We start from the raw sequence: 26,866 nt of genomic DNA, 5'->3' as shown, positions 1-26,866 counted from the left end.
ACGAGAACATTGCTCCCTCTGTGCTGTAAATAATTGTGGTGAATTTCCCTTTTTGAGGGTGAGGGCTGGAGCGGAGGGGCCGAGGAGGGCCGCTGACGGGGCCGCCCGAGCGATGCTCCCGACCGGTGGACAGGCCGCTTGAGCCCCCTTTTTGTGCACGCCTGTCCAGGCCGCGCTCCCATCAGGTGCGTGGCAGGGTTCTGGACCTGTTGCTGTCTTGAACCGCCACACCACGCGGCTGGGGTGGCCCTCGTGCCGGGGCCAACCTCGTAGATGCCGTGGGCAAACCCAGGTGCTCCAGAATCGCCCGCACCCCGGGGGCCCCCTTCACGTACGCCAAGACCCTTAAGCCTGCCTCCACACCTCACGCAGCCGAACACGTCGAAGTCGAACGTCCTCCTGAGCAAATCGGCCCAGTCTACTCGCGGTGTCCTCTCCTTCATCCGCTCCTTCCTGGCCGCTGACTGGTCGGGCACCATCACGTAGCATTCCGAGGTTCCAGCCTGGAGCGTCAGCGTCAACGCGACATGCTCGGAGATGGGGAAGGGCCACATCCAACTCGTGGGCACCTATAGCGGCGACGTCTGAGCCGCCCACGGTCGCACATGCCTGTCCTTCCACGGACAGGCGAGGCGACCGGACGCAGCAGTTGGACCGCCGCGGGAGCCACTTATGTCAGTGTGCACCAACCGTGCTCGCTGTCGTGGAACAGGCCGCAGCCGTTGGGAACTCATACACGAACGTGATGCCTCCGCTGTCGTGCACGTGGATCGCCATGTGAATTCCGTCGAAGCCGCTCTCGAACTTGCCGCTCATCACCGTCACTGGCGCGTAGCGTGGTAGAGCGTTGCCGAGCACACCGCTGAACTCGATCGTCGAGTGCCGCACGGCGTTGGCCGCGAGCGCGCCTTCCGCATCGGTCACGGCGTGAGGCGAGAGCTTCGGCTTGCGCCTCACCGAGATTGCCCGGCGGACCTCCGAAGCGCTGGCACTGCCCGCCGTATCGTGCAGCACCTCTCCGCTCGTCGCCGGGAGCGACCACACGCAGATCGGGAGTCCGTGCGGCGGGGCGCCTTGCGCTGTACACACACGGACCTCGTTGGGCGCAGCGGCGAAACTCGCGTGCGAAAGCGTTGTCAGCACTGCCATTGCGACAATCGATAGGGTCGTTCGCATGTTCAAGGGGACCTCGTGAGCCGGGCGCCGCGCTGGCGACGCCCACACTTTTTCAATGCAAAGGGATTGGCAGCCCAAACAGCTATGGGTTGCCTCAAACCGTTGCATGGTCTACCGGGGCTGGAGCGGTCCCCGGAACCCGCTCGGCTCCGCGCTCACCGTGGTATTGCCCGCGAGCATTCCCTTCGTGAAGAAGGGGTTTTCGAAGAACACGTACGGATTGAAGAGCTCGGGGCGACTCGCGGCGTCCAGTCTCGCGGAGAGTTCGTGCGGTAGCTTGAAGTCCAGCGCATGGAGGTTGTCCTCCAACTGCTCCAGCCTGCTCGCGCCGATGATGGTGGACACGACGGCCGGACGCGTCGCCACCCAGTTGAGCGCCACCTGGGCGGGCGAGCGCTCCACCTCTTTCGCCACAGCGACGAGCTCCTCGACAATGGCCCAGGGGCGCTCTTGCAGGAACTTGTCCGCCACGGGGTTTCCGCTGGCGAGCAGTGCATGGGCGCGCCCGTCACCCTTCGGCTGGTTTCCGTCGCGGGTGTACCTCCCGGTGAGGAGGCCCCCGGCCAGGGGGCTCCACGGAGTGAGGGCGGCCCCCATGGCCAGCGCGGCGGGGAGGTGCTCGCGCTCGACATTGCGTTCAGCGAGCGAGTACTCCAGTTGCAGCGCGGCGACCTTTTCCCAGTGGTTGCGCTCCGCCAATGTCTGTGCGCGCGCGAAGTACCAGGCAGGCACGTCGGAGAAGCCGATGTAGCGCACCTTGCCCTCGCGCACGAGGCCGGTCAGCGTCCCCATCACTTCCTCCACGGGTGTCAGGCCGTCCCATACGTGCAGCCAGTACACGTCCACGTAGCTCATCTTGAGGCGGCGCAGCGAGCCTTCGAGGGCGGCGTAGATGTGCTTGCGGCTGTTTCCGCCCGCATTCGGATCCCCCGGAGACAGGTTGGCGGAGAACTTGGTGGCGATGACCGCCCGTTCCCTCCCGCCATGCTTCGCGAAGTAGTCGCCGATGATCCGCTCGCTGGAGCCGGAGGTGTACGCATCCGCTGTATCAATGAAGTTACCGCCCGCTTCCAGATAGCGTGTCAGCAAGCGGTGTGCGTCCTCACTGGTGATGCCCCAGCCCCAGTCGGTACCGAAGTTCATGGTGCCCAATGCCAGCGGGCTCACCCGAAGGCCCGTCTGGCCGAGCAGGTGGTACTTCGCCAAGGAATCGATGATTCGCGTCGACATGGGGTGCTCTCCATCTGTGGTGATGGGGTGTGCTCCCCATCGCCCTGTTACGGATAGAAGAGCGCCTGCATGAAGGCAGCCCGCTTCTTGCGCCTGATTGATGGGGGCTCCCCGGCTCGCCGTGGTCACGACCGGGAAGTCCCTCCGTCCCCACCCGTTCGCGTAGCTCGTCGAGCGCGCGGCGGCGCAGTCAGCTCGTGTGAAGTCCGTGGGCCGCGCCGCGTTCATGACGTGTCGGTTTCTATGGCTGACGCGTCAGTGCTCAAGCTCGGCATGCACTTCGTTCCGCGAATCCCAGTGAACGAACATGCTCAATCCGAAGCGCACGGCTGTTGCCATGCCGCTGGTTCATCCAACGGAGTGAACCCGTGAAGATTCCCTTCGTGAAAATCGCAGCGGACTCGATGTTTTTAATGTGGCCGCCATCGAGCAGTGCAGCAACGTCATGGCAGCCGGTGGCCCAGTACCGGCGCGATGCCCTGGAGATGGATCGGGAGCCGGTGTTCCTCAGCAGAGGGCCCTCGCGGAGAATCAGGAGGACCGCGGCCGGGGCTCTCTGGACTCGCGGAGCGGCACGAGGCTGTGCCCTCAGTCTCAAGCACGCCGTTCGCGTCAGAAGTGGAGCGTTCCGTGGATGAAGGTGAGCTTCGGGCTGCGGAATCCCATCATGATCCACGCACCGAGGAGCTTGACGAAGAATGGGAACGGTTGAGTCTTCCCATTCGGGACATCCTCGGGAAGCACCACGCCGGGCGGGAGGTCGCTGGCCATGGTTCGCATCTCGAGCCGGGGCAGGGTTCCCTCGGGCCAGAGGCCGCCGTAGAGGCTGAGCCAGTGGCCGTTCTCGAACTCGAGGAAGACCGGCGTGTTGCAGCAGGTGGCGACGACCCGGCGGGTCTTCGCCTCGGGCGTGAGGCGAAGCTCCTGGAGGTGGCTGGTGCCTTCCTGGAAGTGGACGCGGTCCTTGCGGTAGAGCACGAAACGCGTGGCGCCATGGGGCTCCAGGATTCGGGGGGCCGAGGGGAGGGTTTCCAGCCTGGCGCCAGCCATACGGCAACTGTTGCAACAGCATTCGACGCTGACGATGGGTGCTCCCTCCACCTGGAGGTGGACCTTTCCGCAGGTGCAGCGGAGCTGAGAGGGCGGTTTCATGGCCGTGCTTTCTACTGAAGGAGACCGCCGAAGAGGCGGCGGGCGTACCGGTCTATACCGCAGAGCCTACTGTTGCCCTCGGGCGGGCCTTCTCGCACCTCGGTTCAGACGTATCGGCGGGATAGAGGCGCTGTTGAGGGTGAGGGCTGGAGCGGAGGGGCCGAGGAGGGCCGCTGACGGGGCCGCCCGAGCGATGCTCCCGGCCGGTGGGCAGACCGCTTGAACCCCCCTTGGGGTACACGCCTGCCCAAGCCGCGCTCCCATGAGGTGCGTGGCAGGGGCCTGGGCCTGTTGGCTGTCTTGCGCCTCAACACCACGCGACCTGGGGTGGCCCTCGTGCCGGGGCCAACCTCGCACAGGCCGTGGGCAAGCCCCGGTGCTCCAGAATCGCCCGCTCCCCGGGGGCCCCCTTCACGTACGCCAAGATCCTTAAGCCTGCCTCCACATCTCACGCAGGCGAACACGTCAACATCGGACGTCCTCCTCCGCAGCTCTGTCCAGTCCACGTAAGCGTTCACCGTGCCCTGTCGTGCCGGACTCCCTGGGGGCGTGAAACCTCCAGGCCTCGTGAAATAACTGTGCACTGAGGCCACGCCCCCGCTGCGATGGCACGAGGTCGTAGAGGGCGCGCGTATCCGCTTACGTCCGGCCTCGCGCTCACCCCGAGTTGACCGGCGAACACATCGTCGCGAAGCGCGAACGCGAGTCCCTCCGACATGAGGGGGGGCTTGGTGCGAGAGCCAGGCGACGTACCGCGCCGCATCAAAGGGATTCGGAGAGCCGATTCCGTGGTCCTCAAGCGCCGCGGCTCGTCTGTGCTCCCGGTCAGAGAGGTGACTCGGCGAAGGGCAGGCGTCGTGCCGACGCCGCTTCAGCTTCGCATTTCTCGGCTTTTTCAAGCGAGGAGCCCCTGCATCACACCGCAACCTGGCAGGGGCCGCAGGGGAGGCTTGCACCATGGGTGTTCGTTTGATACGCGAAATCCTGCCGGTTCCAGACGGTGTGGCGCGTGATTGTCGCCTCCGCTGCCGGTGCTCCATCCGAATGTTCGGAAAAGCTGGCGGGCTCGCTCGTGCTGCAAGGCGCGGCGTTCCCTTCACTTCGTTCGTCCGTGCCGTCCCCCCGGGGGCGATGCGGACGTCTTCTCCATTCGAGGACATGACATGACCATTTCCGTTCGATGCGTGCTGCGGCACCACTTCCGGCACTTCAACGCCCGGACCCTCGTGGATGCAGCGGACGCCTGGGCGGCGCACGCCGATGACGGTGGCAAGATGATGGTGACGCTCGCCGGTGCCATGAGCACGGCGGAGCTGGGGATCTCGCTCGCCGAGATGATCCGCCGCGACAAGGTCCACGCGATCACGACCACGGGTGCGAATCTGGAGGAGGACGTCTTCAACCTGGTGGCCCAGGAGCACTACGTGCGGGTGCCCGATCCCCGCAGCCTCACGGCGGAGCAGGAGGCCGAGTTGCGCGACAAGGGGCTCAATCGCGTGGCAGATACCTGCATCCCGGAAGAGGAGGCGATGCGCAAGGTGGAACGCCCCCTCCTCGAGCTCTGGCAGAGGGCGGAGCGGGACGGGCGCCGCCACTTTCCCCATGAGTACCTCTACGAGCTGCTCCTCTCCGGCGCGCTGGCCGGCTCGTACCAGGTGGATCCCCGTCATTCGTGGCTCCTGGCGGCTGCGGAGAAGCGCCTTCCGATCTTCGTACCGGGATGGGAGGACTCCACGCTGGGCAACGTGTTCGTCGCCAGCGTGATGCGCAAGGAGCTGGAAACCTGGAGTCCAATCCGCGGCGGCGCCGAGTACATGGCGGCCCTCGCGGACTGGTACCGGGAGACCTCCTCGTCCGCGAAGGTCGGCTTCTTCCAGATCGGCGGGGGGATCGCTGGCGACTTCCCGATTTGCGTCGTGCCGATGCTGCGCCTCGATTTGGAGGAGGAGGTCCCCTACTGGTCCTACTTCTGCCAGATCTCCGACAGCACGCCCTCGTTCGGCTCTTACAGCGGCGCACCGCCCAACGAGAAGATCACCTGGCACAAGGTCGACGTCGACACGCCTCGCTTCGTGATCGAGTCCGATGCGACGATCGTGGCGCCGTTGGTCTTCTCGTACGTCCTCGACTGCTGGGGCGTGCGCCAGCAGAAGAGCTGAAAAGAGCGGCTCTGGAGCTCCTGCCGGCGAGGTGCTCCGGCTCGGCCTCCACAAAGCGCTCCGCCATCGACTCGGGCGTGCGGATCGGCGCCGCCGCCCGGGTGCTGCCCGCCAGCACCCGGGGCGCGATTCGCATGGGACACGGCCTGTCGTGGCCGAGGTCGACCCCAAGGATGCGCGCATCGCAAGAAGCCCGCGAAAATTCGCAACGCAGCGCCCACACATTCCAGATGTGATGCCTACCTGCGGTGTCCTGACGAGCGGGCCACTCTGTTCAATGTGCGATGCTGAGGCCCTTCCCCGCCTGCTGCGCGCGGAAGGGGCCGGGCCAGATCAGCGCCCCAGTCCGCGGGCGAAGCGTACCCGCGCCGCCCACTCCGGGAAGTCGATGAAGGGGTTGCGGTTCTTCTGGATGGAGAAGATGGCCTGGTTCCGATGCAGCTCCCACTCGGAGGGGAGTTCTTGCTGGTGCCAGCGCAGCAGCGTCTCCAGCCGCTCCTCGGCGAGCTCCGCCGGGCTGTTGATGGCGTTGGGATAGCGGACGAGGAAGTAGAGCGTGGCGCGCGCGGCGGCTCCCTTCCCGGCGCCCGGCTCGAACCGGTTCTGCTCGGCCCGCCCGCAGTCTTCTTGGAAGGCCTCGGTGCTGGGGAACTCGAAGTAGGCATTGTTGCTGCGGAAGCTGTTGCAGCGCATCTCGCAGGCGAACAGGTGGTGCAGGTCTCCGCGCATCGGCTCCCTGGCCTTGAACCAGGACTGGGGCACGACGTGCTCGCAGTTGTACGGCAGGGCGGACTCAAGCTGCTCCAGGAAGCCCTCGTCGAGACTCTCTGTCAGTGGCCGCTCCAGGAGCCGTAGCGCACGCTCCCTCTCCACCTCCAGGTCCTTCTGAAGGATCTCCTGGAGCGTGAAGGAGTGGCCCGCCGCCGAGTACAGCGAGCGGAGGAGGAGGTCCTTCTGGCGGTCCACCCATGGATAGAGCCAGCGGCTCGGATCGTAAGATGGGCGGACCGTATGCGTCCGCTCGAGGAGGCCGTGCAGGCCGTCATAGAACGCGTCCTGGTCGGAGTCCGGCTGCACACCTGCGTAGTAGCGCTCCCGGTCCAGCGCGTCCGCCTCGGCGTCGTAATAGGGGAGGTCCCGCGTCCGCTGGGCTTCCGCGACAGCCGCCGCGACGTCGACCTGTGTCAGGCCCGGTGCCCCAGCCCCCACGCCTCCCCAGAGTTGGCTTGGCACTGGCGGGGGCACTGCCGGCCCGGGGACGAGCGCGGTCTGGCCATTCCCCGCCAGGGCGGGAACCCCCAGGCGGAGGGTGATGTGGAGCGGAATGGTGAGCGCCAGGGACTCGCCGCTCGGCGCCGGGACGAAGAGGACGGGAGACGGCGGAAGAGGCGAAGGCGGCATCGCCGGGGGGCCCTCGTTGTCCTTCCACGCGTTCGCCCATGGGAGCTGTCCTCCGACGTTCGTCTTCGTGAAGAGCACCCCGGCATCGACCACGCGGGAGTCCCGGCTGAGGTCATGGGCGGACACCGCGTAGTTCGCTTCGAGGTACCGGCCCCCGAAGTGGAGCCCGAGCACCTTGCCCGAGCGCGCATCCAAGATGGCCGAGCCAGAGTTGCCTCCGAGCGTCGAGCTGTCGTGCGCGAGCGCCTCCACCATCCGGCCGAAGCTCGAGGTGCGCCGTGCGCCCATGATCTTACCCGGCTGCAGGCGCTTGACCTGGTAGACGCCCCGGAAGATGCGGTGCTGGAGCGCGGCATCGTTGCGCGGGTCCTGCGCGGGATACCCGATGACGACGACGTCCTGCTCGCGCACCTCGTCCACGTGGCGCGAATCCAGGGTGAGGGGCCGCAGTCCATCAACCCCCTCTACCTCCATCAGCGCCATGTCCCAGTAGGGATGAATCATCAGGACACGCCGCACGCGGAAGGGCGCGGACGCGCTCGAGCCGCGCTCCCGCTTGAAGTCTACCTGCACGTTGTCGAGCCCCGGCTGGAACCGCAGTCCCCGCATCCCCAGCCCCAGCGTGAACAGCTCGGCAACGTGGCGATTGGTCATCAGCAGCCCGCGCCCGACCACGAAACCCGTTCCAACGTACGGCAGCGTTGGGTGCTCGGAAACCTCCACGCGTCCGATGGCGGGAATGGCCGCCTCGATGGGCTTGCGGAAGTTCGCGTCATCCAGGGCGCTCCAGGGGGCCCCGGGGCGCAGGTAGCTGCCGTTGATGATGTCGATGACCGGTCTGTTCCGAGGCAGGACGATGGCCTCGAGCGCCCACAGCTCCTCTGGCCGTAGGGTGGACTCGAGACCTCGGGTCACCGCGTGGGCCGCCTTGATGGCATGTTCCAGGGCCTCGGCACCTGGCTCGAGCGGGGCGCTGCTTTCCGTCGCGAGCGACTCGATTGTCTCGGCCGAGGGGGCGATCCGCTTCGCGTATGTCAAAAGCCGCCGCTGCTTCTCCTGCTCGTTCACGCATCCTCTCCCGGGTCTGGCCACCGCATTGGTGGGCGCAAACCCCATGGATGCAGGCAAGGGAGGAGGAGACACCATCACCTTCCAGTGCGTGAGGTCCCCGGAATGGTGGCGCTGGAGCTGCACGGCTCCAAGACGCCCGGCGAGCGGGCCTTCCCTCCTGGAGGGTCGGTGTTCCGCGGCGGGCACGCGGCCCTGGAGGAACGGGGGCAGGTCAGCCCGGAGCGCGTCGGGCAGCCCTTCCCACACCCGGTGTCACAACAAGCCAGGGCGGGGCAGGCTCCGTCAGGGCTTCAGCCCCAGCAGGAACAGGTCGCGGACGCCAGAGGGCACGAGCGTCTTGGGCCCAACGTCGAGGGGGGCGATGAGGCCTCCCAGAAACACCGACGCCCCCGCTTCGTCCACCGACACGCGATAACGGTCAATGGCGGTCGACACATCCGGCGGGTGGGCCATGGGAAAGCCCCTCGTCCAGCGGGGATGTCCGTCGACCCGGTCGTACTTCGCGGCGAAGAGGTTGGTATCACTTCCAGGCACGCCGCAGAGCGGCCCGAGGCCGAGGTCATCTCCGTCCTCATACCTCCCAACAATCACCAGGTCGTCGCGGTGGTCCAACGAAATATCCAGCACCTCGCAACCGAGTTGCTTCGCCCAGCGCTCCTCGTTCGCACGGGTGATCGCGACGACGAAGCCATCCTGCGAGTGCTGGGGGAAGAACGTCTGACCACCGAAGGAGAGCGGCGACATGAAGGTGCCGGTGAGGACCACGCGATTTCCGTGCACTCCCACGCTCTGTGCGTAGCCAAGGGTGGTGTCCAACTGCCGCTGCCACAGCCGCGTCCCCTCCGGGGAGAACTTGTTCACGAATGGAATCACATCCAGCGGCGGATACAGGTCCGTGATGATGGTTCCGGCCATGTAGAGGTTGTCGTCCTCGTCCGTGGCGACGCCGCCTGACTCACCGAAGTACGGCGATTCGACGTAGCTCCACTGGTAGCTGCCCGTTGGCGAGAACCGGAGGAGGACGGGCGCGCTGTCCGCAACAACGTACCCGGTGCCGAAGTAGATGGCGCCTCGCAGCACACCGGTGATCGCGATGTTGCCATGGCTGTCCGTGAGCATCTTTCGCGCGCCGAAGAAGCTGAAGAACTCCAGCGGATAGGCGAGAGACCAGACGTGGCGACCACTCGCGTCGAACGCGGCCAGGAACACGCCCGCCAGGAATTCACCAACGGTGAGCGGGCCCCCGCCCAGGTCGATGCTTCCTTCGAAGGTGCCGGTGACAAGCACGTGCCGCGCTCGGTTCGTCGCGAGCGCCCTCACTTGCGCGGGCACGCTCCGAGCCCACACCCGCTGACCATTGGGTCGGTACTTCGCAAGGACGGAGGCCCGCGTTGCGGACTTCCCCAGTGTCCCCTTCGCATCCGACAACTTGCCCTCGAAGGCCGCGGCGATGAAGAAGTTTCCGTCTCCATCATGTGCCACGTCGGCTGCCACCTCCTCGCTCGGACCGGTGAGTCGCTACGGAAGAAGCAAAACCTATCTGTATTGGCGGAGCCCACTGAATCGATGGACCGGCCCGAGACGTGCTCAAGCGCTCCGCGACGCGATGAGTGCGAGGTTGCGCGGAGACAGGCGCGGATCGAAGAGCTGGAGGAGTTCGACCTGGAAGCCCGATTCCTCAAGGAGGAGCGCGCGATCAAGCAGGAGCACGACCTCCAACGCCCTCGCGAAGCGGTCCCTCAGCAGATGGCAGAGCAAAAGGTCCCGTGTCTCGGCGCGAACGGACACCTCGAAGGCATTCAGCTCGGCGTCCGTCATGCCGGGATCGAGGCCCAGGCGCTCCAGGCGGTCGCGCGCGTAGACGGCGAAGCGTTCGGCGTAAAGCGCCCGGGGCGCGTCCCCTGCTCTCACGAAGCCGCGCTCGGGAAAGTGCCGCCTCGATAGGAGATCGAAAGCGAAGCGCCACGCATACACCCGCTTCATCCGCGCGAATTCCACCTCGGTCTTGTGATGCCGTCCCCGCGTCGTCAACGCCAGGGCATGCGGGGTGAAGGGGAGCGGATGCTCGCTCCCGAAGCGGGAGACGGGGTAATCCCGCGGGACCTCCAGCTTGTCGTAGCAGCAGCCGATGTTCACGACGAAGCCCGCCCCCTGGCTCTTGCGGAGCTGCGTGAGGGCGAGCGGCCCGCAGGTGTGCAGACCGATCGAGGCCCGGTCCCGGCCGGAGAAGAGTGGATCGAGCTGTGGTTGGAGCCCGTCCTCGACGGAGGCCTGGATGAAACACACGGTGTCCCCGCCTCGGGGATGGGTTCTCGTCAGCCACCGTCGGCCCTTGTCCTGCAGCGCGGCGTCCCGATCGATGCTGTGGAAGGTCCACCCGAACGTCCGCGCACAGAGGCGGGCGAGATGTCCCATGCCGCCGCCAATATCGACCGCCTGGTGGATGAAGCGCGTTCTCGGCGCGAGCAGGGCGAGCACCCGCTCGAGCTCGTGGGTCTTCTTGGCGCTGAGGCCCTGCGTCTCCGCGACAGTCAGCGCGTGAATGCCCTCGTGCCAGGGCAGCGCCGTCAGTTCCTGGAGCGCGCCCAGGAGTGCGCACAGGGCCGGAGGCGGGACGCCCGCGAGCGCCCCCTGGTCCAGCCGCTGCTCGCCCGCTTCATCGAGCGACCGGGCATAGGCCAGCCAGTCCTGGGGATAGGCGGCGCCGGACCCGGGCCAGCCCTGGAGGATGGAGCGGGACCAGAGCGGGGACCAGGGCCGGAGTTGGTGCGTGAGCGCTTCGAGTCGCGCCTGGAAGTCCATGTCGGCGCATCCTATGCGCCGCCGGTTGGTCATGACGGGGCCGCTTGCCCTGGACACGGCATCGGAGCTGCGGCGACTGGGCGGCAGGTCAGGCCATCTCGCGACGCTGGCGCGCCCAGGTCTCGAAGCTCATGGGCGAAAGGCCATAGGACCGCGCGATCTCGGGCCGCGCCAGCACCGGGGCGACGTTCATGTACGTCAGGCCTTGCGCCACGCCGGGATGCAGGCCGGCCGCGACAGCCTCCTCGACCGTGCTGAACTGGACGATGTACTCCTTGCCGTCGAGGCGCGAGAGGACCTCGGCGATCTGAGGAAGCGTGAGCAGGTCACTCGCGAGCTGCAGCGTCACTCCGTTGAACGTCGCGGGATTGTTGAGCGCCGCCGCGGCCGCCGTGCCGATGTCCTCTGGCGCGACCAACGCGATGGTTTGATCGGTCCTGATCACGGTGAGCAACCGGCGCCCGTCGACGAAGCCAGCCGGATCCAACATCGGATGATCCATGAAGGTGGCGGGGAGGATGAGGGTCCAGTGCTTGAATCCCGCGCTGCGGACGAGGTCGCAGGTGGCAAGCTTGTTCTCCCAGTACGTCTCGTGCGACTTCCAGCGCCCCTCCGCCCAGCCCTCCACGTTGCGGTGGTCGCCGACACCGGAGGTCGCGGTGTGCACGAACGTTTCGACACCTTCGGCAAGCGCGGCCTCGACGAGGTTCCTCCCTTGCTGGAGTTCCTTGCTGTAGTCGACGCCGGTCGTGGAGATGAGGGGGGACTGCATCGAGAAGACCGCCCGCGCCCCAGCGCAGGCCGCGCGCAACGACGCGGGCTCGTCGAAGTCCCCGACGACCACCTCGGCGCCAGCCGCCGCGAGGGCCTTCGCGTTTGGCGCCTTGGGATTGCGCACCATCACACGCACCCGGGTGCCGCCTTCGGCCAGCAGCGCCCGGGCGGTGGCGCCGCCCTGACGCCCCGTGGCAGCGGTGACGAGAACGGATTCGTTGCTGCTCATGGACCGCTCCTTTGTAAGTGGGGGACCCCACCGCTTATTCTCGTGGTTAAATATGGAGGGGCACCCCATTTGTCAACGCGGGTTCTCGTGAGGAGGCGGTCGCGGTGGAGCATGTGAAGCCGTTGCGAGCGGACGGGCGGCGCAACCGGGAGCGGATTGTCGCGGTCGCCGCGGAACTGGTCGGCAGGGATGGTGCGAAGGTGTCGCTCGAGGAGATCGCGCGGCGGGCGGGGGTAGGCTCGGCGACCCTGCACCGGCACTTTCCCTCGCGGCAGTCTCTGTTGGAGGCGGTATTCCGCGATGGCGTCGCGCAACTCTGTGCGCGGGCATCCTCGCAACCGGGAGAGGATCCCGCCGCCGAGTTGGCCGCCTGGCTCGAGGATTTGACGGTCTACACGGCGACCCACCGCGGGCTTGCCGCAGCGCTGTTGACCGGTCCGGATGGCCTTACGGCTGAGGAGGTCTGCTCCACCGACAAGCTGCTCGAGGTGTTGAGCGTTCTGGTGGCGCGGGCGTCATCGGCAGGCGCGATTCATGCCCTTGCCACGACGGAGGACCTGCTGATGCTGGCGAACGCGATTGCCGTCGCCAACGAAGACGATCCGCTCACCGCGAGCCGGGTGCTGCGCCTCGCGCTCACCGGCATCCGGCCCTGAATGCAGGGAGCGCGGCGGTCTGGTCTCCCGCTTGAGGACGCCCTTCTCGGGGACGCCGGAGTGATGCTACCGGTGGGTGGACAGGCCGGCCCTGTCCGCTCTCCCGTGCGGTGCGCGGCAGGGGCCTGGCTCGTCGAAGCCGCGCGCAAAGGGAAAGGTCAGATGGTTGCGGCCCTGCGTGGCCACTTCGGCCACGCAGGGCGCTCTGCTCGCGGACCTATCTGAAGGGGATCAGGTGATTTCGCGCGTCAGCTTGGAGTCCCACGGGCACCAGTGTCCGCCCGGGAGGAATGCGCCGCCCGCCTCGTCGAGGTGGTCTTCCACATACGTCATGTTGGCATCGCAGACCTCGATGGCCATCGCGAAGAAGCGGATGGTGTTCGGGTCCAGGTGGAAGGAGAACCTCGGGTTGTAGGCCGCGGCCCGCTTGATGATGCGTCCGTGGACGTGGACTTCGTTCTTCTCCTCGCCAGAGAGAATCTTCCGTGCGTGTGAAATCGTCTTCTCGTCAGACAACTCGACGATGAACTCCAGGTTGGGCTGGGCGGTCTGCGTGAACGCGAAACGAACCGGGTTTGCCATTGCAAGGCTCCTTGGGGTAGGCGCCCCATATAGGAGATTCCCCTCACGCGATTGCATCACCTGCCGGTAGCGGTGGTGTGTCTTGAATGCGGCGTCATGAAGTGTGTCGTCTGAGGCAGTCGCACGGGGCGGGGGCAGCCTCCGAGAAACGGCAGGCCGCCAGCGCGATGGGTTGGCGAGGCGTCAGTGACTCGCGACCTGAGGCTTTGGCACGGGCAATACCCAGATCTCCCGGCCGAGTTGCCCATCCAGTGCCGTGAAGTAGATGAAGTCGCCCGCGCGCAGCAGGTCCTGCGGATAGGAAGAGGCGGGGCCCGGGACGATGTCCTGCAGGAGCTTGGTGCCGCTCGGCTGTCCGTTGCTCACCCAAAGCTCGTGGCCGTGCGCTTCATCGAAGGCGTAGAAGACGACGCGGCCGTCATCGGTGGGGACCGGCGTGGGCGGTCGGAGGTCCGGAGAGACGATGAGTGGCTGGTACAGCAGCTTCGTTCCCTGGGCGGTGGCATCGGTCCGCCACAACTGGACGTCGAAGGGGGCGGGGCTGCCGATGTCGTAGAAGAGCGTGAAGTAGAGCTTTCTCTCGGTCGCCGTGGACGTGGCGACGAAGATGAAGAAATCGAAGGGAAGGTCGGCGTAGGGGTTGGGGATGCTCGCGACGAGATTCGAGCGCGGGTGGCAGGAGGGGTCCGGGTCGAGCTTGCGAATCTCCGTCACCGTGAATCCCGGTGTGAAGGTGGCGAAGTAGAGGCGCTCCTTGAACAGGGCGAAGATTTGCGCTTCCGAGCCCTGGGGGCCGGGAACGGTGTCCTCGACCAGCTCCGTGCCCTTGGCCGTGCCATCGCTGCGCCAGAGTTCACGGCCGTGCACGGCGTCGTCCGCGGAGAAGTAGAGCACCCCCTCCGCTTGCGTCAGGCTCCGAGGGAACGAAGAGGCGGCACCCGGGTTGATGTCCTTGACGAGGCGGGTTCCGGAGGCGCTGCCGTCACTCACCCAGAGTTCCACTCCGGTGTCGGGCATCCCGAGGCCCATGAAGAGGCGGTTGCCCACGCTCGCCAGGTCAAAGGGCCCGTTCACGGTGTCCCTCGGCCCCAGGTCCTTCACGCGCACCGTGCCGGCCGAGGTGCCATCACTGCGCCACAGCTCCAGGTTCTCGGCGGCGACGAGGGTGGGCCGGACCGACCGGAAGAAGTAGAGCTTGTTGCCCACCGCGATGAAGTCCGCCAGGGAGGCGGTGCCGCCCTCCGGGGCGAGGTCCTTCACCTGACGCGTTCCCGCAGTGGTGCCATCACTCACCCACAGGTCCGCGCCGTGTTCTAGGAAGCCTTCGGTGAAGAAGAGCTGCTTGCCGACGACGGTCAGCCGTCCGGGAGAATCGTCCAGGTGCTTGACGGGGACGGTGCTCGCTGTCGTGCCCGCGCTCCGCCACAGCGCGCCCCGGTCCGCCTCGAAGTCGAAGGCAGAGAAGAAGAGCTTGCCGCGGAAGGACACCAGATCCGTTGGCGACGGGCCACCCAGGGGATCCGGGAATGGCCCCGGGGGAGGCGGGTAGATGTCCTTCAACAGCGTGGCGGGCCCCAACTTCGGGAGTGGGGCATCCCAATGCGCGGTGACCTCCTCGGGGGCGTGTTCCTCGGAGAGCGATGCTTCTGGAAGAGGCCCACCGCATCCCGCGGTTGCCAGACAGACCCATGCCACTTGCCACCATGCACGCATGATTTCCCCTCGTTCTCGGGTGGGCGACAGCCCCGATGGCGATAAGTCCGGAGCAGCGCCGCGGCCAGGGGGAGCGCCGGGTTCCTGGTCGCAAATCTTCAGCAGGTCCAGTCGCGCTCACTTCCATCGCCTCGTGATGCTTCGTTGATGGATGAGAACGCGACGCAGGCTCCCGCATGCGGGCGACGGCTCCCTCTAGCATGCGTCCTTTGGACGGAGCGGTGCTCTCGGCTTGGACTACCGCGTCGTGGAGTTGGGCTTCCTCGCGCCGCAGGCCACGCTCACCGGGCGGCGCTGGACTCGCTAGCCCGATGCCCGAGTACGTCATTCCCTGGCGCACACGGTTGCCTGCCTCCCCAGGGCCGGGCTTGCGCGGGCGAATCGCTTCCCCTGGACACCGCCCATGCGTATCACTGGCCTTCGTGCGTACGCCCACCGACCGATACCTGCCGCCGCGCCCCGACGCTTCCTCCGCCGTCACGTCCCAGCGCGGGCGGGTGGTGGTCATCGCGCCCACGCGCGCCGCGTGCGAAACCATCGAGCTGGCGCTTGGGCTGGAGCTGCGCACGTACCTGGAGGAGCACCACGGCGAGCGCCTCCTCGAGCTGGCCCGGAGCGGTCAGGGGTTTGGCATCGTCGCGGGTACTGGCACGGGCAAGACGCTCGCCATCCGCTCCATCGCGGAGGAGCTCGTGGGCCGGCGGCCCCTGCGGGTGGCGGTGGTCAACCGCGAGCGGGAGGCCACCGCGCAGACGCCGCTCGCGGATGTGGCCATCGTCACCACCGGCATCGCGCGGCGCTGGTTCCAGGGCGGCGCCATCCGGCGCGAGGACACGCTCATCGTGGATGAAATCCACCAGACCTCCGCCGAACTGGAGCTGTGCCTGGCCTTGGGCAAGCGCGCGGGCTGCCGCTTCATCTGGCTGTCCGCCACCGTGGACCCGGCCTTCTACGCGCGCTACCTGGACAGCGCGGACGTGCTCCAGGTGTCCTCCTTCGAACCGAGGAAGGCGGCCCGGGTGGAGGTGGAGCGCCGTCAGCCGCTGTCCTTCCTCGACGAGGACTTCCTGCGGGAGGTGCAGCAGCAGGGGCGCGGCGTGGGCGTGTTCCTGGCCACGCGCGCGGGCGTGGAGGAGGCGGCGGCCCACGTGCGCGCGAACGCGCCGGAGCTCCATGCGGCGCACTACCACGGCGGCGAACCGCTGCGTGCCATCCGTCCCTTCCTGGAGGGCACGGCGCCCCGGCCCTTCGTCCTCGCGATGACGGCGGCGGGGCAGAGCGCGCTCAACGTGCCGGGGCTGGACACGGTCGTCATCGACGACATGCGCTTCACGAACCTGGTGGAGCGCGGCCGCAACGTCCTGACCCGCGTGCACCTGGGCAACAACGAACTCTTGCAGATGGCGGGGCGCGTGCACGGGCGGGTGGAGGGCGGGCGCGTCTTCATCCTGAGCGACCGGCCGCTACACTTCGCCTCATTGAGGCCCACCGAGCCCGAGTTCCAACTCGCGGGCGAGCCGGAGCGGGTGGCGCTCACCGCCGCGGCCCTGGGCGTGCGGGCGGATGAGTTGGATTTGCCCGTGCCACTGGACCGCAATGCCTATCGCCGGGCGCTCGCGAAGTTGCAGGCGCGCGGCATCGTGGACGCGGAAGGCCGGCTGTCCGACTACGGCCGCGCGGTGGAGGCCCTGCCCGTGGAGCGTCCGTGGGCGGAGCTCATCGTCAACGCGGAGGAGGCGCTGCTGCCGTTGCTCGCGGTGTGCAGCTCGGTGGAGTCGCTGCACAGGATGACGCGCGAGGAGCGGAACCTGGACGGGCTGCTCGTGCCCGGCAGCGACCACCTGACCGCGTACAACCTCTACGCCGAGGCCTTCCGTGAAGCGGGCACGGTGGGGGAGGTGCAGGGGCTGCCGCGCCACGTCTTCCATGCGGAGAAGCTCGCGGCCTGGGCGGAGGTGCGTGGGGTGCTGGTGAAGGCCCTGGAGGACGCGGCGCTCGCGATGGCGAGCGTGTACCGGAGCGTGGGGCTGGCGCTGCCCGCGCGCATGCCCTTTGCGGACCCGCGCGCCCACCGGCGTTTCTGCGACCTGCTCGCACGCTTCATGCCCTTCGACCTGGTCATCGACGAGCGCACCGCCTGGGGCGAGGTCGCGCGCGTGTCGAAGACGAGCGTGTGTGGCAACCTGGGCGCGGTGGCGGGCACGCTGCGCTACTTCGCCGACCGCAACGGCGACTCGCAGGCCGGCATCGAGGGGACCCAGCTTCCCCAGTCACTGCTGCGCCGCTACGCCCGCCGCCATGCGGCGGCGCCGGTGTACGACGTGCGCTTCCGCTCGGTCGTGCTCGAAAAGCGGGTGGACTATTTCGGCTTCGAGCTCGAACGGGAAGTGGAGGTGCTGCGCGCCTGGGGGCCGGAGCTCGCCAAGGCGGCCCGGCACGCGCTCGCCGAGGCGCTGGCGCAGGGCGAAGCACCCCATCCCGCGGTGGACCGGCACCGGGTCGCCATCGCCGAGGTGCGCGAGCTGTGGCGACGCTCGGGAGGGACCACCGCGCCGCTGGGGTTGTCGGAGCTGACCGCGCTCTACGAGGCGCAGTTGGATGGGGTGGACACGCTCGACGACTTCAAGGAGCGCCCGCTGCGGCTCGAACTGGACGCGCTCGTGCCGCCCGAGATGCGTCAGGCGCTCCTGGCGCTCCCGGACACCGTGGAGGTGCGCGAGCAGGCGGTGCCGCTCGAATACGACGTGGAGAGACTGTCGGACGGAGCCCCGCGAGGCGTGGTGCGGCTGCACCTGCCGGAGAAGCTCGCGCGCACGCTGGTGGAGGAGGAGCTGCCGCTGCTCGACCGTCCCCTGCGCTTCAGCGTGGCCAGGGGCCGGAGGGGCGTGCTCGAGGCTCGCTCGCTCCTCGAGCTCCAGGAGCTGCTCGACCGGCCCTGGATGCCGGACGAGATCGCCGAGGCCACCCGTGAGCGTTCACTCCCGCGACAGGACCGGGAGCGCGGCGCCCCCAGGCCTGGGGAGTACCGGGGGCATCACGGCAAGGCACCCCGGAATGGAAGACGACCGGGCGGCGGCGGACGGCGGCGCTGACCTGACGCACGGGCAGGGCGCTCATCACGCATGGGGGGCCGTCCAGCGCCGGACGGTGGATACCGCTCGTCGAGCACCTCATGGGTGGAGCGCATCTCGATGCCCTTCGGCTTGACGACGACATGGGCCGAGTCACTCACCCTCTCGCTGTCGGAACGCACCAGGCGTCACGCCCACGCTTCGCTTGAAGGCCTTACCGAAGGGACTTTCCGCGATGTGGGCCAGCCTGCTGACATGCATGTGGATTTGGCGCCACGCGCGAGGGGGCTCTCATTTTGCTGGCCGCGGCTGAGGGGAAATGCGCGCTGGAGTCGTTTCCTGTTGGCGGTACCAACGTCAAGCAGGAGTTCTCGAGCATGAAACCTTTCAGCATGAGGCCGCTACTGGCGGTCCTGTCAGTGCTGGTCGTATCCCTCGTGGGATGCGGGGTGCCAGAGGAAGAGTCCCGCGACTCTTCCAGCGCCGAGTCCCAGGCACTGGCCGGTCCATATGATGCCTGGGTTGCCCGCCACGGGCTCACCAACGCCCAATATCAGACGGAGTTCAATACGTGGGTGGGGCAAGGCTATCGTCTCTCCTATGTCAGCGGTTACGAAGAGGGGGGCAGTGCCCGTTACGCGGCCATCTGGGAGCAGACGAGCGGCCCCGCCTGGCGCGCCTTCCACGGGCTGACTTCCGCGCAGTATCAGACCACCGTCGTCAATCAAGACGCGCAGGGATACCGCCCGGTGGTGGTCAACGGGTACAGCGTCGGAGGCGTCGCCTACTTCGCGGTCATCTTCCACGTGGACAGTGGTGCCGCGTGGGTGGCCCGCCATGACCTGAGCGCGTCCCAGTACCAGACGGAGTTCAACACCTGGGCGGGGCAGGGCTACCGGCTCGTGCACGTGAGTGGCTACACGTCCGGTGGCGCGGAGCGCTACGCGGCCATCTGGGAGCAGACGAGCGGCCCGGCCTGGCGGGCCTACCACGGGCTGACCGCGGCCCAGTACCAGTCCACGTTCAATACCAACGCGGCCCAGGGTTACCAGCTCGCGAAGGTCAGCAGCTACAACGTGGGCGGCACGGACCGGTACGCGGCCATCTTCCAGGTTTCATCGGGGATTCCGACCGCCGCGCGTCATGGGCTCTCCTCCGCCGCGTATCAACAGGCCGTGACGGACCTCAAGAACCAGGGGTATCGCCCCGTCCTGGTGGCGGCGCACAACAATGGGAGCCAGCCCGAGTTCGCCCTGATTTGGCAGAACCTGACGTTCAGCGCGGCCGACCTGCAGCACATTGACGACACCGTCCAGCAGGCGATGACCAGCACGAACACCGTCGGACTGTCGCTGGCCATCACCCGCCACGGGCGCCTCGTGTTCGCCAAGGGGTATGGACTGGCCGACCGAACCAGCAACACGCCGGTCAACACCTCCCACCGCTTCCGCGTCGCCAGTGTGTCCAAGCCGATGACATCCATTGGCATCATGCGGCTGATTGAAAGCGGCCAGATCCGTCTGACGGACCGCGTCTTCGGCAGGGGCGGATTGCTTGGTGAGACGTTCGGCGCGCAGGGCACCTACGCGGACAGCCGCGTCCTGAACATCACGGTCCAGCACCTGCTCGAGCACACCGCGGGCGCATGGGACAACGACGGCGCAGACGGCACGGGCGACCCCATGTTCATGAACACGGGCATGACGCACGCCCAGCTCATCCAATGGGTGTTGCAGAACGTGCCGCTCGAGTTCGCGCCTGGGACGACGTACCAGTATTCGAACTTCGGCTACAGCGTCCTTGGCCGCATCATCGAGCGGGTCACGGGCATGACCTATGACGCCTATATGCGCGCCAACGTGTTCACGCCCAGCGGCGCCACCAGCTTCGCAGTGGGGGGCGATACGTTGAGCGCGCGTCTGCCGAACGAGCCCGTCTACTACCAGCTTGGCACTGGAGCCTTCAGCCCGTACGGCATGCCGGTGCGTCGCATGGATGCGCACGGCGGCTGGGTCGTCACGCCCATCGATTTGCTGCGCGTCGCCGTGCGCGCGGATGGGTTCTCCACCGTCCCGGATCTGCTGAGCGCGAGCTCTCTCACCACGATGACCACACGCACGACGGCGCTCGACACCTTGGGCAACTCCGTCAACTACGCCAAGGGCTGGTCGGTGAACAGCCTTCCCAACTGGTGGCACGGTGGCTACATCCCGGGCACCCGGGCCCTGTTGGTGCGCACCGATGACCGCTATGGGCCCAGCCGCTCCGAGGAGTTCACCTGGTCCGTCATGACCAACTCCAACAACAGCTCCGGTTCGGGCACGCCCGACATCAACCTCGACAGCCTCATGTGGAACGTCGTGAATGGCGTCAGCGCCTGGCCCGCGCACGACCTGTTCTAATCAGGGGCTCCGCCGGACTTTCCGGGAGGGCTCGTAGGACCGGCGAGGCTCGCAAGGGCCTCTGCCGGTCCGTGATGCATCTCACTGTACCACCAGCACGCTGGGTCCCTTGCTGAACGCACTGATTCACACCGGCTTGGGCCTGCGCCAGGTGAACGAATGGGGACCGACCGAGGCGCTGCCCGCCGCCAGCCGAAACTGGCCGAGGCGCGGGAGCGCCCCATGAAGTTGCTAGTGTCCGCGCGGCGCTAGACAAACACCGCGGCACTTCAGGAACAAGCCATTCACTGGCTTCGCTGGCCCGGGAGGACGGCCTCGAAGGCCTGTCGCTTCTGACCACGCGCCTCGTGGAGATGGGGAAGCAGGAAGAGGCGCGCGAGCGGATGGACGGAGCACCAAGACCGCCGCGACGGGAGACTCAGAAGCAAGACTCCCCGGCAACACGCGCCAGTGGATGATTTCATCCGGGTAGAATTGACCCGGGTTTTCACCCGGGTAATATTCGGCCATGCTCGAACCTCCGACACCTGGGATGCCCACGACTTCGACCACCTGGACCGCCTTCGCGGGACAGCGCCTGATTGCCTCCGGCCCTCCGGCTGACGTCATCCTCGCGGCCCGCCGCGCGCTGGACACCGGGGAGTCCGCGCCGCTGTTGCTCTTCGACGACACCACGGGCCGGACCGTGGACTTCCACCTTCGTGGCTCGCGCGAGGAGCTACTGGCCCGCCTTCAGCCCGCGCCTGCCCCCACGGAAGAAGACACCGGGCCTCGGAGCCCCGGCAGGCCGAAACTGGGCGTGGTGGCGCGCGAGGTGACCCTGCTTCCACGGCACTGGGAGTGGTTGGCCTCGCAACCGGGCGGTGCCTCCGTCGCGCTGCGCAAGTTGGTGGAGGCCGCGCGCGCGAGCAGCGGCGACACCGACCGGCACCGTCAGGCCCAAGTCGCGGCGGACCGCTTCATGACCACGATGGCCGGCAACCTGCCCGGCTACGAGAAGGCCGCCCGCGCGCTCTACGCTGGGCACCGCGCCCGGTTCAATCAGTGGACCCGAAGCTGGCCGGACGACCTCAGGAATCACGCGCGCCGGCTGGCCGCGCCCGCGTTCGGAAAGGTGACGCCATGAGCACGACGTCCAATCGTCAGTGGGTGCTGAAGACCCGTCCCCGGGAAGCGGTGTCCGAAGACTGCTTCGAGTGGCGCGAGGGGCCCGTGCCGACGCCAGGCCCGGGTGAGGCGCTGGTCCGCGTCACCTGGCTCGCCATCGAGCCCACCCAGCGCACCTGGCTCAATGCAAATGCGACGTACATCCAGCCCGTCGCGCTCGGTGAGGTGATGCGGGGCGCAGGCGTGGGCCTGGTCATCGCGTCCCGAACCGAGCGGCTGGCGGTGGGTGACTGGGTGGCCGGGCTCACCGGTTGGCAGGACTATGTACTGACCGGCGACGCGGGGCTCTTCGGCCTCAACAAGGTACCGGACGGCGTCGCTCCGAAGGCGATGCTGAACCTCTATGGCGCGAGCGGGCTGACGGCGTACTTCGGCATCACCGAGGTGGGCCGCGTTGCGCCGGGAGAGACAGTTCTGGTGTCCGCCGCCGCGGGCAGCGTGGGCTCCATCGCGGGGCAGGTGGCCCGGCTCCGGGGCTGCCGTGTCATTGGCATCGCGGGAGGGCCGCACAAGGCCGAATGGGTCACCCGCACCGCGCGCTTCGATGCCTGCATCGACTACAAGTCTGAAGACATCCGGGCGCGGCTTCGCGCCCTGGCGCCTCAAGGCGTGGACGTCGTCTTCGACAACGTGGGGGGCCACGTCCTGGAAGCCGCGCTGGACCACCTCGCCCGAGGCGCGCGGGTGGTGCTCTCCGGCAGCGTGGCCTCGGGATACAAGGACGGTGACTACGGCACCGCGCCGCGCAACTACATGCAGCTCGGCTTCAAGCGAGCGCGGATGGAGGGCTTCATCTTCCTCGACTACGTCTCGCGCTTTCCTGAGGCTTTTCGCGAGCTGGCGGCTTGGGACGCCCAGGGCGCGCTCCATTGCGCGGAGTCCATCGCGGAAGGCTTGGAGCAGGCCCCCTCTGCCCTGCGAGGACTCTTCGAAGGCCGCAACGTGGGCAAGCAGCTCGTGCGCGTCACCTCAATCCCCTGATCCCCAACGGCATCTGGAAGAACGTCACACGTCGCCGAACGGCGCCACCTGCTTGTTCAGCCAGACGGCATCCCGCTTCCCGCCCCCCTCGGTGAGCTGCAGGAACGTCTCACGTAGCAACGCGACCTGCTGGCCGAAGAGCCCCTTGCGGAAGTCGGGTATCCGGCAGACCTGGAGCATAGGAAGGATGGAAGGCCTGTTGAGAGGTGGCGGACTGGAGCGCAAGAGCGGAGGAGGGCTTCAGAGGAGGCAACGTCCCTGACACATGGGCCCTGGTGTTCATCCGAAACGTGAGGCGCCGTGCGCGCCGCTGTCCGTCAGGGTTGGATTCCAAGGATAGGTGTGAGCAACGGTGGCGCGGGTGGCGCGTCCGCGCCCAGGACGTCATGGCCTCAAGTCGCGGAGGTGACCGGGAACCCGCGCAGAACCCGCGCCGGCACACCCGCGGGTGTCTCCCAATGGGCGCTGGGCGGCATGCCTGGCAGGGCAGACGGGAGGTGTGCGCACCCCGGACGCGGGCACTTCCTCCCGCTTCGACCTCTTCCTGTTCGAGCTCGCCCCCCGCGCTCGATGAGACCGGAGGCAACTCGCAGGCTGTTGAAGCAGCGGCCTGCACGGAGTCGCGAGCGTCAGTCTTGAGTCAGGGTCCGGAACACGGCCGGCAGTTCCTGGTCCCCCAGTCCCGCACTGACGGCTCGCTTGTAGTTGTCGAGCAGCTCCTTAGGGAAGCGTGCGCTGATGCGGGCGTCCTGGCTCAGCCGGACGATGTGTTCGATTGCGGCGACGTGGGTGTTGAGACTGCACTGGTCGCCTGAGAAGCCATTCTTCTCAATCATGTCCTGCGCGGCGTCGGCGGTGACGGAAATCAGGCCGAGGAAGGAGTTCTTCTGGGCGAAGAGAGCCTTCGGGTCCAGGCCTTCCGCCTTGCACATGGCCGCCGCGTGCAGGAACGCCAGGGAGCCGCCGTAATAGGCCTCGAGAATCGCGCAGTCGAGCGTCGCGGCAGCGCCAATCTTCTCGTCGACGTACACGGAGTTCTTGGCAATCGCCTGGAGGGTCTCGACGTGCCGGTCGAAGATGCCGCGCGCCCCTGCGTAATAGACGGTCGCGTACTCGGTGGCGACGAAACTCGGGTAGGCGAGGATCGCGGCATCCAGGTAGTCCACGCCGTGGGCCTGGGCCCACGCCAGCCCCTCGCGCGCGTCCGCGGGTGAGCCACTGGTGAGCTGAACGAGCGTCGTTCCAGTCAGTGCCGCCGCGACGCCCCTCTCCGAGAGCACCTCGGCGGCGGCAGCGTAGTTGGAGAGGGAGACGACGACGAGCTCGCGTCCCGATACGGCCTCGACGAGGCTGTCGAAGGCACGGGTGCCACCACCGACAGCGGAAGCCTTGCCGGGAGTCCTGTTCCAGACCGCGACGTCGTGGCCCGCCGAGGCGAAGGCTCGCGCCAGTGCGCTTCCCATGAGACCACAACCCACCACCGCCATCTTCGCTGAACGAATCGGGTGCATGTGCAACCTCGTTTGGACTCCAGGTTGTACGGTAACCCCGAAACGTGAAGCCCGCCCATCCCTCAGTGAACCGGGCGAACGGGTGGAGCGGGCGTCAACACCAACCCATCCAGGACACCATATGCATAGGCCACCGCGAAGGCATAGGCTCCCACCAGGTACGTCACGTTGAGCGTCCGCGCCGTCCCCGCGTCGCTCGCGCTATACCGGCCGTCTGGTCCGCGCAGCGAGAGCGAGGTCCCCAGGGAGATTCCCGCCGCCGCGAGTCCCAACCCCTGCGTCACCGCCAGCACCGTGCCCATCCCTGAACGCCCGTGCTTGAAGTGCCCCACGCCCAAGGGCGCCAGATACCAGGCACGGGTCAGCGCTGGCGAGGTGGGCACCTCGTCTGCGCGGATGGGGGCGACGATGGGGGAGGGCGCTGGAAACAGCCGAGGACTCCGCTCGGCGCGCAGTTCCCCGATGCGTGTCTGGTGTTGGGCACGCGCGCGCTCGACGAAGGCGAGGAAGTCCGGTGGATACAGCAGCGGGTCCAGCGCCGAGTCGCCGTGAACGGCCAGCCCTCGCACCACCTCGTCCTCCGCGCGGGCCAGCTCCTCCTGTGCGTGATAGGTGGCTGCGAGCAGCAGGTGCGCCTCCGCTTCCAACGCCTCTCCGTCGAGCCGCAGCGGATAGAGCAGGGACTCCAGCTCGGCGCGGGCCTTGGGCAGCTCGCCGGATTGGTAGGCACCGCGCGCGCTGTCGAGCGGGGACGCCGCGAGTACCATCAGCATCAAGGCCGCGCCCATCATGGCGTCACGTCCAGCGCCACTTCGAGACGACGGCCGGCGACGACGTCCACCTCTCGCACCAAGGGCGGTTCACCCGCGCGGCGTGCCGTCACCGTGTGTCGTCCATGTTCGACCACCACTGGAGCGGGCAGGGGCGCGATGCCCACCTCCCGGCCGTCCACGAAGAGCCGCGCGCCGGCGGGAGCGTGGATGAGCACCTCTGCCTTGCGAGGTGACAACACCACGTCGCGCGTCACGGTCTCCCCCGGCGCGAGCGTCACTTCCTGCTCGACCTCGTCGCACAGCGGGTTGACGAAGCGCAGCCGGTAGGTCCCCGCTGACAGCGAGAGTTCACGCACTCGAGGTGTGTAGCCGTGGCTCTCGCCGTTCACGAACACCTCCGCCCATGGGCGCGCCGTCACCTTCAACAGGGCGGGACGCGCGGGGAGGGTGGTTTCCACGTCCGGCCCTGGCGCCGGCACCAAGGGCCGCGCGGCCCCTGTGGGCTCGGCTCCCGCCGAGTGCCCTGTCGGCAGGGGCGATACGGCCCGCTTCGCCGAATCCATTCCCCCCGAACGCCCTGTCGAAACGGATGGCCGAGCCGGCTTCGCCTTGGCACCGTCCGCCGCGCGTTCTGTCGGTACCAATGCCCCGGCCAGATTCGTGGTGTCACTTTCAGCCGAAGGCGCCGGTTCCCGCGAAGCATCCAACATGCCGGGGGCCGTCCCCGAGGCAGGCCTCTCCTGGCCCGGGGGCGTGGGCGCATGAAGGCGTTCACCCGTGGAGGCGCCGTCAACGGATGCCGTTCTGGGGGAGGCCTGCCCTGACGAGGGCTCCGCGCCACGCGGTGTCGTCACGTCTTCGACGCGCTGGTCCGGCCTCATCCACCAGCCCGCAGTCGCGCAGAGCACGAGCCCGGCGCCCACGGCGCCAGCCCTCCACGCGGAACGCCTCGGCCGCTGACGCAACAGCGCCACCACCTCGGCGGACGTCGGCTCCAGCGACAGCGCGGCGTTGAGGACCTTCGCGGCCCGCGCCCCCTCGCCGCGCGCCAGCAGTCCGCGCCCCTCCTCCAGCAACCGCTCGAAGCGCGCCCGGCGCCATCGATTGGCGCGGGCCACCGGGTCTCCCAAGAACTCCCGCGCCACGTCGGCAGGCGGGCCGACCTCTCGTTGGAGCAGCTCCTCCAGCGCCAACGCCAGCGCGGCCCCGTCGCGCGGTCTATCCCGTGCATCCTTCGCCAGACACCGCGCGACCAGCGCTGACAAGGGCGCGGGCGTGCCCGGCACCACCTCCGTCAGCGGTGGCGCATCCTTCGTCATCACTGACGCGGCCAGATGCGCCGCGCCCTTGCCCGCGTGCGGCGTGGTGCCCGAGCACAGCTCGAACAGGATGACACCCACCGCGTACACATCCGAGGCAGGGGAGTACGCGCCTGTGTCGATGCGCTCGGGCGCCATGTATGGCAACGAGCCCGTCACCGCCCCGGTACTCGTGAGGCGCTCCTGGTCCTCTAGCGCGGCGAGTCCAAAGTCCGCCAGCTTCAGCGGCCCGCCTTCCGCCACCAGCACGTTGTCGGGCTTCACATCGCGGTGGACGATGCCGCGTGCGTGCGCCGCCGCCAGCGCCCGGGCGAGCTCCCAGCCCAACACCATCACCGCCTCGGGCGGCGCCGGCGAGAGCCTTCCCGCCAGTGCGCGGAGGTCTTCGCCCCGCACCCACTCGCAGACGAGGAACGGGCCATGGGCCTCATCCTCGCCGTAGTCGTGGACCTCCAGGACGTTGGGATGATGGAGCGAGGCGGCCAGCTCGGCCTCCCGCCGGAAACGCTCCGCGCGGCCCGTGCCGCCTCCTGGGTGCATCCGCTTCAGCGCTACCGGGCGCGACAGCCGCACGTCCGTGGCCAGGAAGACCGTGGCCATTCCCCCACGCCCCAACTCCCGCTCGAGTCGGTAGCGGCCCGCAAGCACTTCACCCGTCATCACCCGGGTATTCTCCGGGAGCGGGCTCCCGCGAGCA

19 protein-coding genes are annotated in these 26,866 nt (G+C 67.8%); 6 read left to right on the top strand and 13 right to left on the bottom strand.

Annotated elements, in window-relative coordinates:
• Positions 1-675: 675 nt before the first annotated feature.
• From FMQ63_RS26335 to FMQ63_RS26325, 3 genes are all read right to left on the bottom strand, one after another.
• Positions 676-924, bottom strand: coding sequence for a hypothetical protein (locus FMQ63_RS26335; RefSeq protein ID WP_228556497.1), 249 nt, complete (start codon positions 922-924; stop codon positions 676-678).
• Positions 925-1,287: 363 nt separating this feature from the next.
• Positions 1,288-2,406, bottom strand: coding sequence for an aldo/keto reductase (locus tag FMQ63_RS26330; protein WP_011552215.1), 1,119 nt, complete (start codon positions 2,404-2,406; stop codon positions 1,288-1,290).
• Between the two features lie 612 nt (positions 2,407-3,018).
• Positions 3,019-3,456, bottom strand: a complete 438-nt coding sequence (locus FMQ63_RS26325) for a hypothetical protein (RefSeq protein ID WP_225909872.1) — start codon at positions 3,454-3,456, stop codon at positions 3,019-3,021.
• A gap of 1,265 nt (positions 3,457-4,721) precedes the next feature.
• Here FMQ63_RS26325 and FMQ63_RS26310 point away from each other — a divergent pair.
• Complete coding sequence (locus FMQ63_RS26310; RefSeq protein WP_011552218.1) at positions 4,722-5,717, top strand: deoxyhypusine synthase family protein; 996 nt, start codon at positions 4,722-4,724, stop codon at positions 5,715-5,717.
• A 333-nt stretch (positions 5,718-6,050) separates the two neighbouring features.
• Here the strand turns inward: FMQ63_RS26310 and FMQ63_RS26305 are convergent, their stop codons facing one another.
• The 4 genes from FMQ63_RS26305 to FMQ63_RS26290 all read right to left on the bottom strand — a co-directional run bounded on the left by FMQ63_RS26305 (position 6,051) and on the right by FMQ63_RS26290 (position 11,994).
• Positions 6,051-8,186 (bottom strand): endonuclease, encoded by a 2,136-nt coding sequence (locus FMQ63_RS26305; protein ID WP_020478907.1) that lies wholly within the window; start codon positions 8,184-8,186, stop codon positions 6,051-6,053.
• 285 nt (positions 8,187-8,471) lie between these two features.
• The gene (locus tag FMQ63_RS26300; RefSeq protein ID WP_020478908.1) at positions 8,472-9,671 is read right to left on the bottom strand and encodes a hypothetical protein; all 1,200 of its coding nucleotides are present in this window, start codon (positions 9,669-9,671) and stop codon (positions 8,472-8,474) included.
• Between the two features lie 105 nt (positions 9,672-9,776).
• Entirely contained in the window at positions 9,777-10,991 is a 1,215-nt protein-coding gene (locus FMQ63_RS26295; RefSeq protein WP_011552221.1) for a methyltransferase, read from the bottom strand.
• An 88-nt stretch (positions 10,992-11,079) separates the two neighbouring features.
• Positions 11,080-11,994: an NmrA family NAD(P)-binding protein gene (locus FMQ63_RS26290; protein ID WP_011552222.1), complete on the bottom strand. Its 915-nt coding sequence runs from the start codon at positions 11,992-11,994 to the stop codon at positions 11,080-11,082.
• Positions 11,995-12,098: 104 nt separating this feature from the next.
• Between FMQ63_RS26290 and FMQ63_RS26285 the strand changes: the two genes are divergently transcribed.
• Positions 12,099-12,650, top strand: a complete 552-nt coding sequence (locus FMQ63_RS26285; protein ID WP_011552223.1) for a TetR/AcrR family transcriptional regulator — start codon at positions 12,099-12,101, stop codon at positions 12,648-12,650.
• 231 nt (positions 12,651-12,881) lie between these two features.
• Here the strand turns inward: FMQ63_RS26285 and FMQ63_RS26280 are convergent, their stop codons facing one another.
• Together FMQ63_RS26280 and FMQ63_RS26275 are read right to left on the bottom strand one after the other, a co-directional pair.
• Entirely contained in the window at positions 12,882-13,232 is a 351-nt protein-coding gene (locus tag FMQ63_RS26280; protein WP_026114292.1) for a hypothetical protein, read from the bottom strand.
• Positions 13,233-13,415: 183 nt separating this feature from the next.
• On the bottom strand, positions 13,416-14,945 hold the full coding sequence (locus FMQ63_RS26275; RefSeq protein ID WP_011552225.1) for an ELWxxDGT repeat protein: 1,530 nt from the start codon (positions 14,943-14,945) through the stop codon (positions 13,416-13,418).
• Positions 14,946-15,121: 176 nt separating this feature from the next.
• Between FMQ63_RS26275 and FMQ63_RS26270 the strand changes: the two genes are divergently transcribed.
• The 4 genes from FMQ63_RS26270 to FMQ63_RS26250 all read left to right on the top strand — a co-directional run bounded on the left by FMQ63_RS26270 (position 15,122) and on the right by FMQ63_RS26250 (position 22,566).
• Positions 15,122-18,037 (top strand): DEAD/DEAH box helicase, encoded by a 2,916-nt coding sequence (locus FMQ63_RS26270; protein WP_011552226.1) that lies wholly within the window; start codon positions 15,122-15,124, stop codon positions 18,035-18,037.
• A 275-nt stretch (positions 18,038-18,312) separates the two neighbouring features.
• Complete coding sequence (locus FMQ63_RS26265) at positions 18,313-20,418, top strand: serine hydrolase (protein ID WP_011552228.1); 2,106 nt, start codon at positions 18,313-18,315, stop codon at positions 20,416-20,418.
• Positions 20,419-20,926: 508 nt separating this feature from the next.
• Entirely contained in the window at positions 20,927-21,544 is a 618-nt protein-coding gene (locus FMQ63_RS26255) for a DUF2239 family protein (RefSeq protein WP_011552229.1), read from the top strand.
• Positions 21,541-22,566 carry an NADP-dependent oxidoreductase gene (locus FMQ63_RS26250; RefSeq protein WP_011552230.1) on the top strand — a complete coding sequence of 342 codons (1,026 nt, stop codon included), beginning with the start codon at positions 21,541-21,543 and terminating at the stop codon, positions 22,564-22,566. The genes FMQ63_RS26255 and FMQ63_RS26250 overlap by 4 nt, the downstream gene beginning before the upstream one ends.
• 24 nt (positions 22,567-22,590) lie before the next feature.
• Here FMQ63_RS26250 and FMQ63_RS37590 read toward each other — a convergent pair whose 3' ends face one another.
• From FMQ63_RS37590 to FMQ63_RS26235, 4 genes are all read right to left on the bottom strand, one after another.
• Positions 22,591-22,746 carry a hypothetical protein gene (locus tag FMQ63_RS37590; protein ID WP_020478909.1) on the bottom strand — a complete coding sequence of 52 codons (156 nt, stop codon included), beginning with the start codon at positions 22,744-22,746 and terminating at the stop codon, positions 22,591-22,593.
• Positions 22,747-23,195: 449 nt separating this feature from the next.
• Entirely contained in the window at positions 23,196-24,077 is an 882-nt protein-coding gene (locus FMQ63_RS26245) for an NAD(P)-dependent oxidoreductase (RefSeq protein ID WP_225909874.1), read from the bottom strand.
• 62 nt (positions 24,078-24,139) lie between these two features.
• Positions 24,140-24,868: a hypothetical protein gene (locus FMQ63_RS26240; protein WP_011552233.1), complete on the bottom strand. Its 729-nt coding sequence runs from the start codon at positions 24,866-24,868 to the stop codon at positions 24,140-24,142.
• A complete protein-coding gene (locus FMQ63_RS26235) occupies positions 24,865-26,829 on the bottom strand; it encodes a serine/threonine-protein kinase (protein ID WP_011552234.1) in 1,965 nt (654 codons plus the stop codon). The genes FMQ63_RS26240 and FMQ63_RS26235 overlap by 4 nt, the downstream gene beginning before the upstream one ends.
• Positions 26,830-26,866: the final 37 nt, after the last annotated feature.

Source organism: Myxococcus sp. CA005 (genome assembly GCF_006518205.1).
Lineage (GTDB): Bacteria > Myxococcota > Myxococcia > Myxococcales > Myxococcaceae > Myxococcus > Myxococcus xanthus.
Note: the sequence above shows the minus strand (reverse complement) of the source record. Positions and strands in the feature narration are given on the sequence as shown.

Excerpts from the sequence above, each read along its gene's own strand:
- FMQ63_RS37590 (WP_020478909.1), bottom strand. The coding sequence starts at position 22,746 with ATGCTCCAGGTCTGCCGGATACCCGACTTCCGCAAGGGGCTCTTCGGC.
- FMQ63_RS26245 (WP_225909874.1), bottom strand. The coding sequence starts at position 24,077 with ATGCACCCGATTCGTTCAGCGAAGATGGCGGTGGTGGGTTGTGGTCTC.
- FMQ63_RS26330 (WP_011552215.1), bottom strand. The coding sequence starts at position 2,406 with ATGTCGACGCGAATCATCGATTCCTTGGCGAAGTACCACCTGCTCGGC.
- FMQ63_RS26325 (WP_225909872.1), bottom strand. The coding sequence starts at position 3,456 with ATGGCTGGCGCCAGGCTGGAAACCCTCCCCTCGGCCCCCCGAATCCTG.
- FMQ63_RS26235 (WP_011552234.1), bottom strand. The coding sequence starts at position 26,829 with ATGACGGGTGAAGTGCTTGCGGGCCGCTACCGACTCGAGCGGGAGTTG.
- FMQ63_RS26280 (WP_026114292.1), bottom strand. The coding sequence starts at position 13,232 with ATGGCAAACCCGGTTCGTTTCGCGTTCACGCAGACCGCCCAGCCCAAC.
- FMQ63_RS26255 (WP_011552229.1), top strand. The coding sequence starts at position 20,927 with ATGCTCGAACCTCCGACACCTGGGATGCCCACGACTTCGACCACCTGG.
- FMQ63_RS26310 (WP_011552218.1), top strand. The coding sequence starts at position 4,722 with ATGACCATTTCCGTTCGATGCGTGCTGCGGCACCACTTCCGGCACTTC.
- FMQ63_RS26295 (WP_011552221.1), bottom strand. The coding sequence starts at position 10,991 with ATGGACTTCCAGGCGCGACTCGAAGCGCTCACGCACCAACTCCGGCCC.
- FMQ63_RS26250 (WP_011552230.1), top strand. The coding sequence starts at position 21,541 with ATGAGCACGACGTCCAATCGTCAGTGGGTGCTGAAGACCCGTCCCCGG.
- FMQ63_RS26270 (WP_011552226.1), top strand. The coding sequence starts at position 15,122 with ATGCGGGCGACGGCTCCCTCTAGCATGCGTCCTTTGGACGGAGCGGTG.
- FMQ63_RS26240 (WP_011552233.1), bottom strand. The coding sequence starts at position 24,868 with ATGATGGGCGCGGCCTTGATGCTGATGGTACTCGCGGCGTCCCCGCTC.
- FMQ63_RS26290 (WP_011552222.1), bottom strand. The coding sequence starts at position 11,994 with ATGAGCAGCAACGAATCCGTTCTCGTCACCGCTGCCACGGGGCGTCAG.
- FMQ63_RS26275 (WP_011552225.1), bottom strand. The coding sequence starts at position 14,945 with ATGCGTGCATGGTGGCAAGTGGCATGGGTCTGTCTGGCAACCGCGGGA.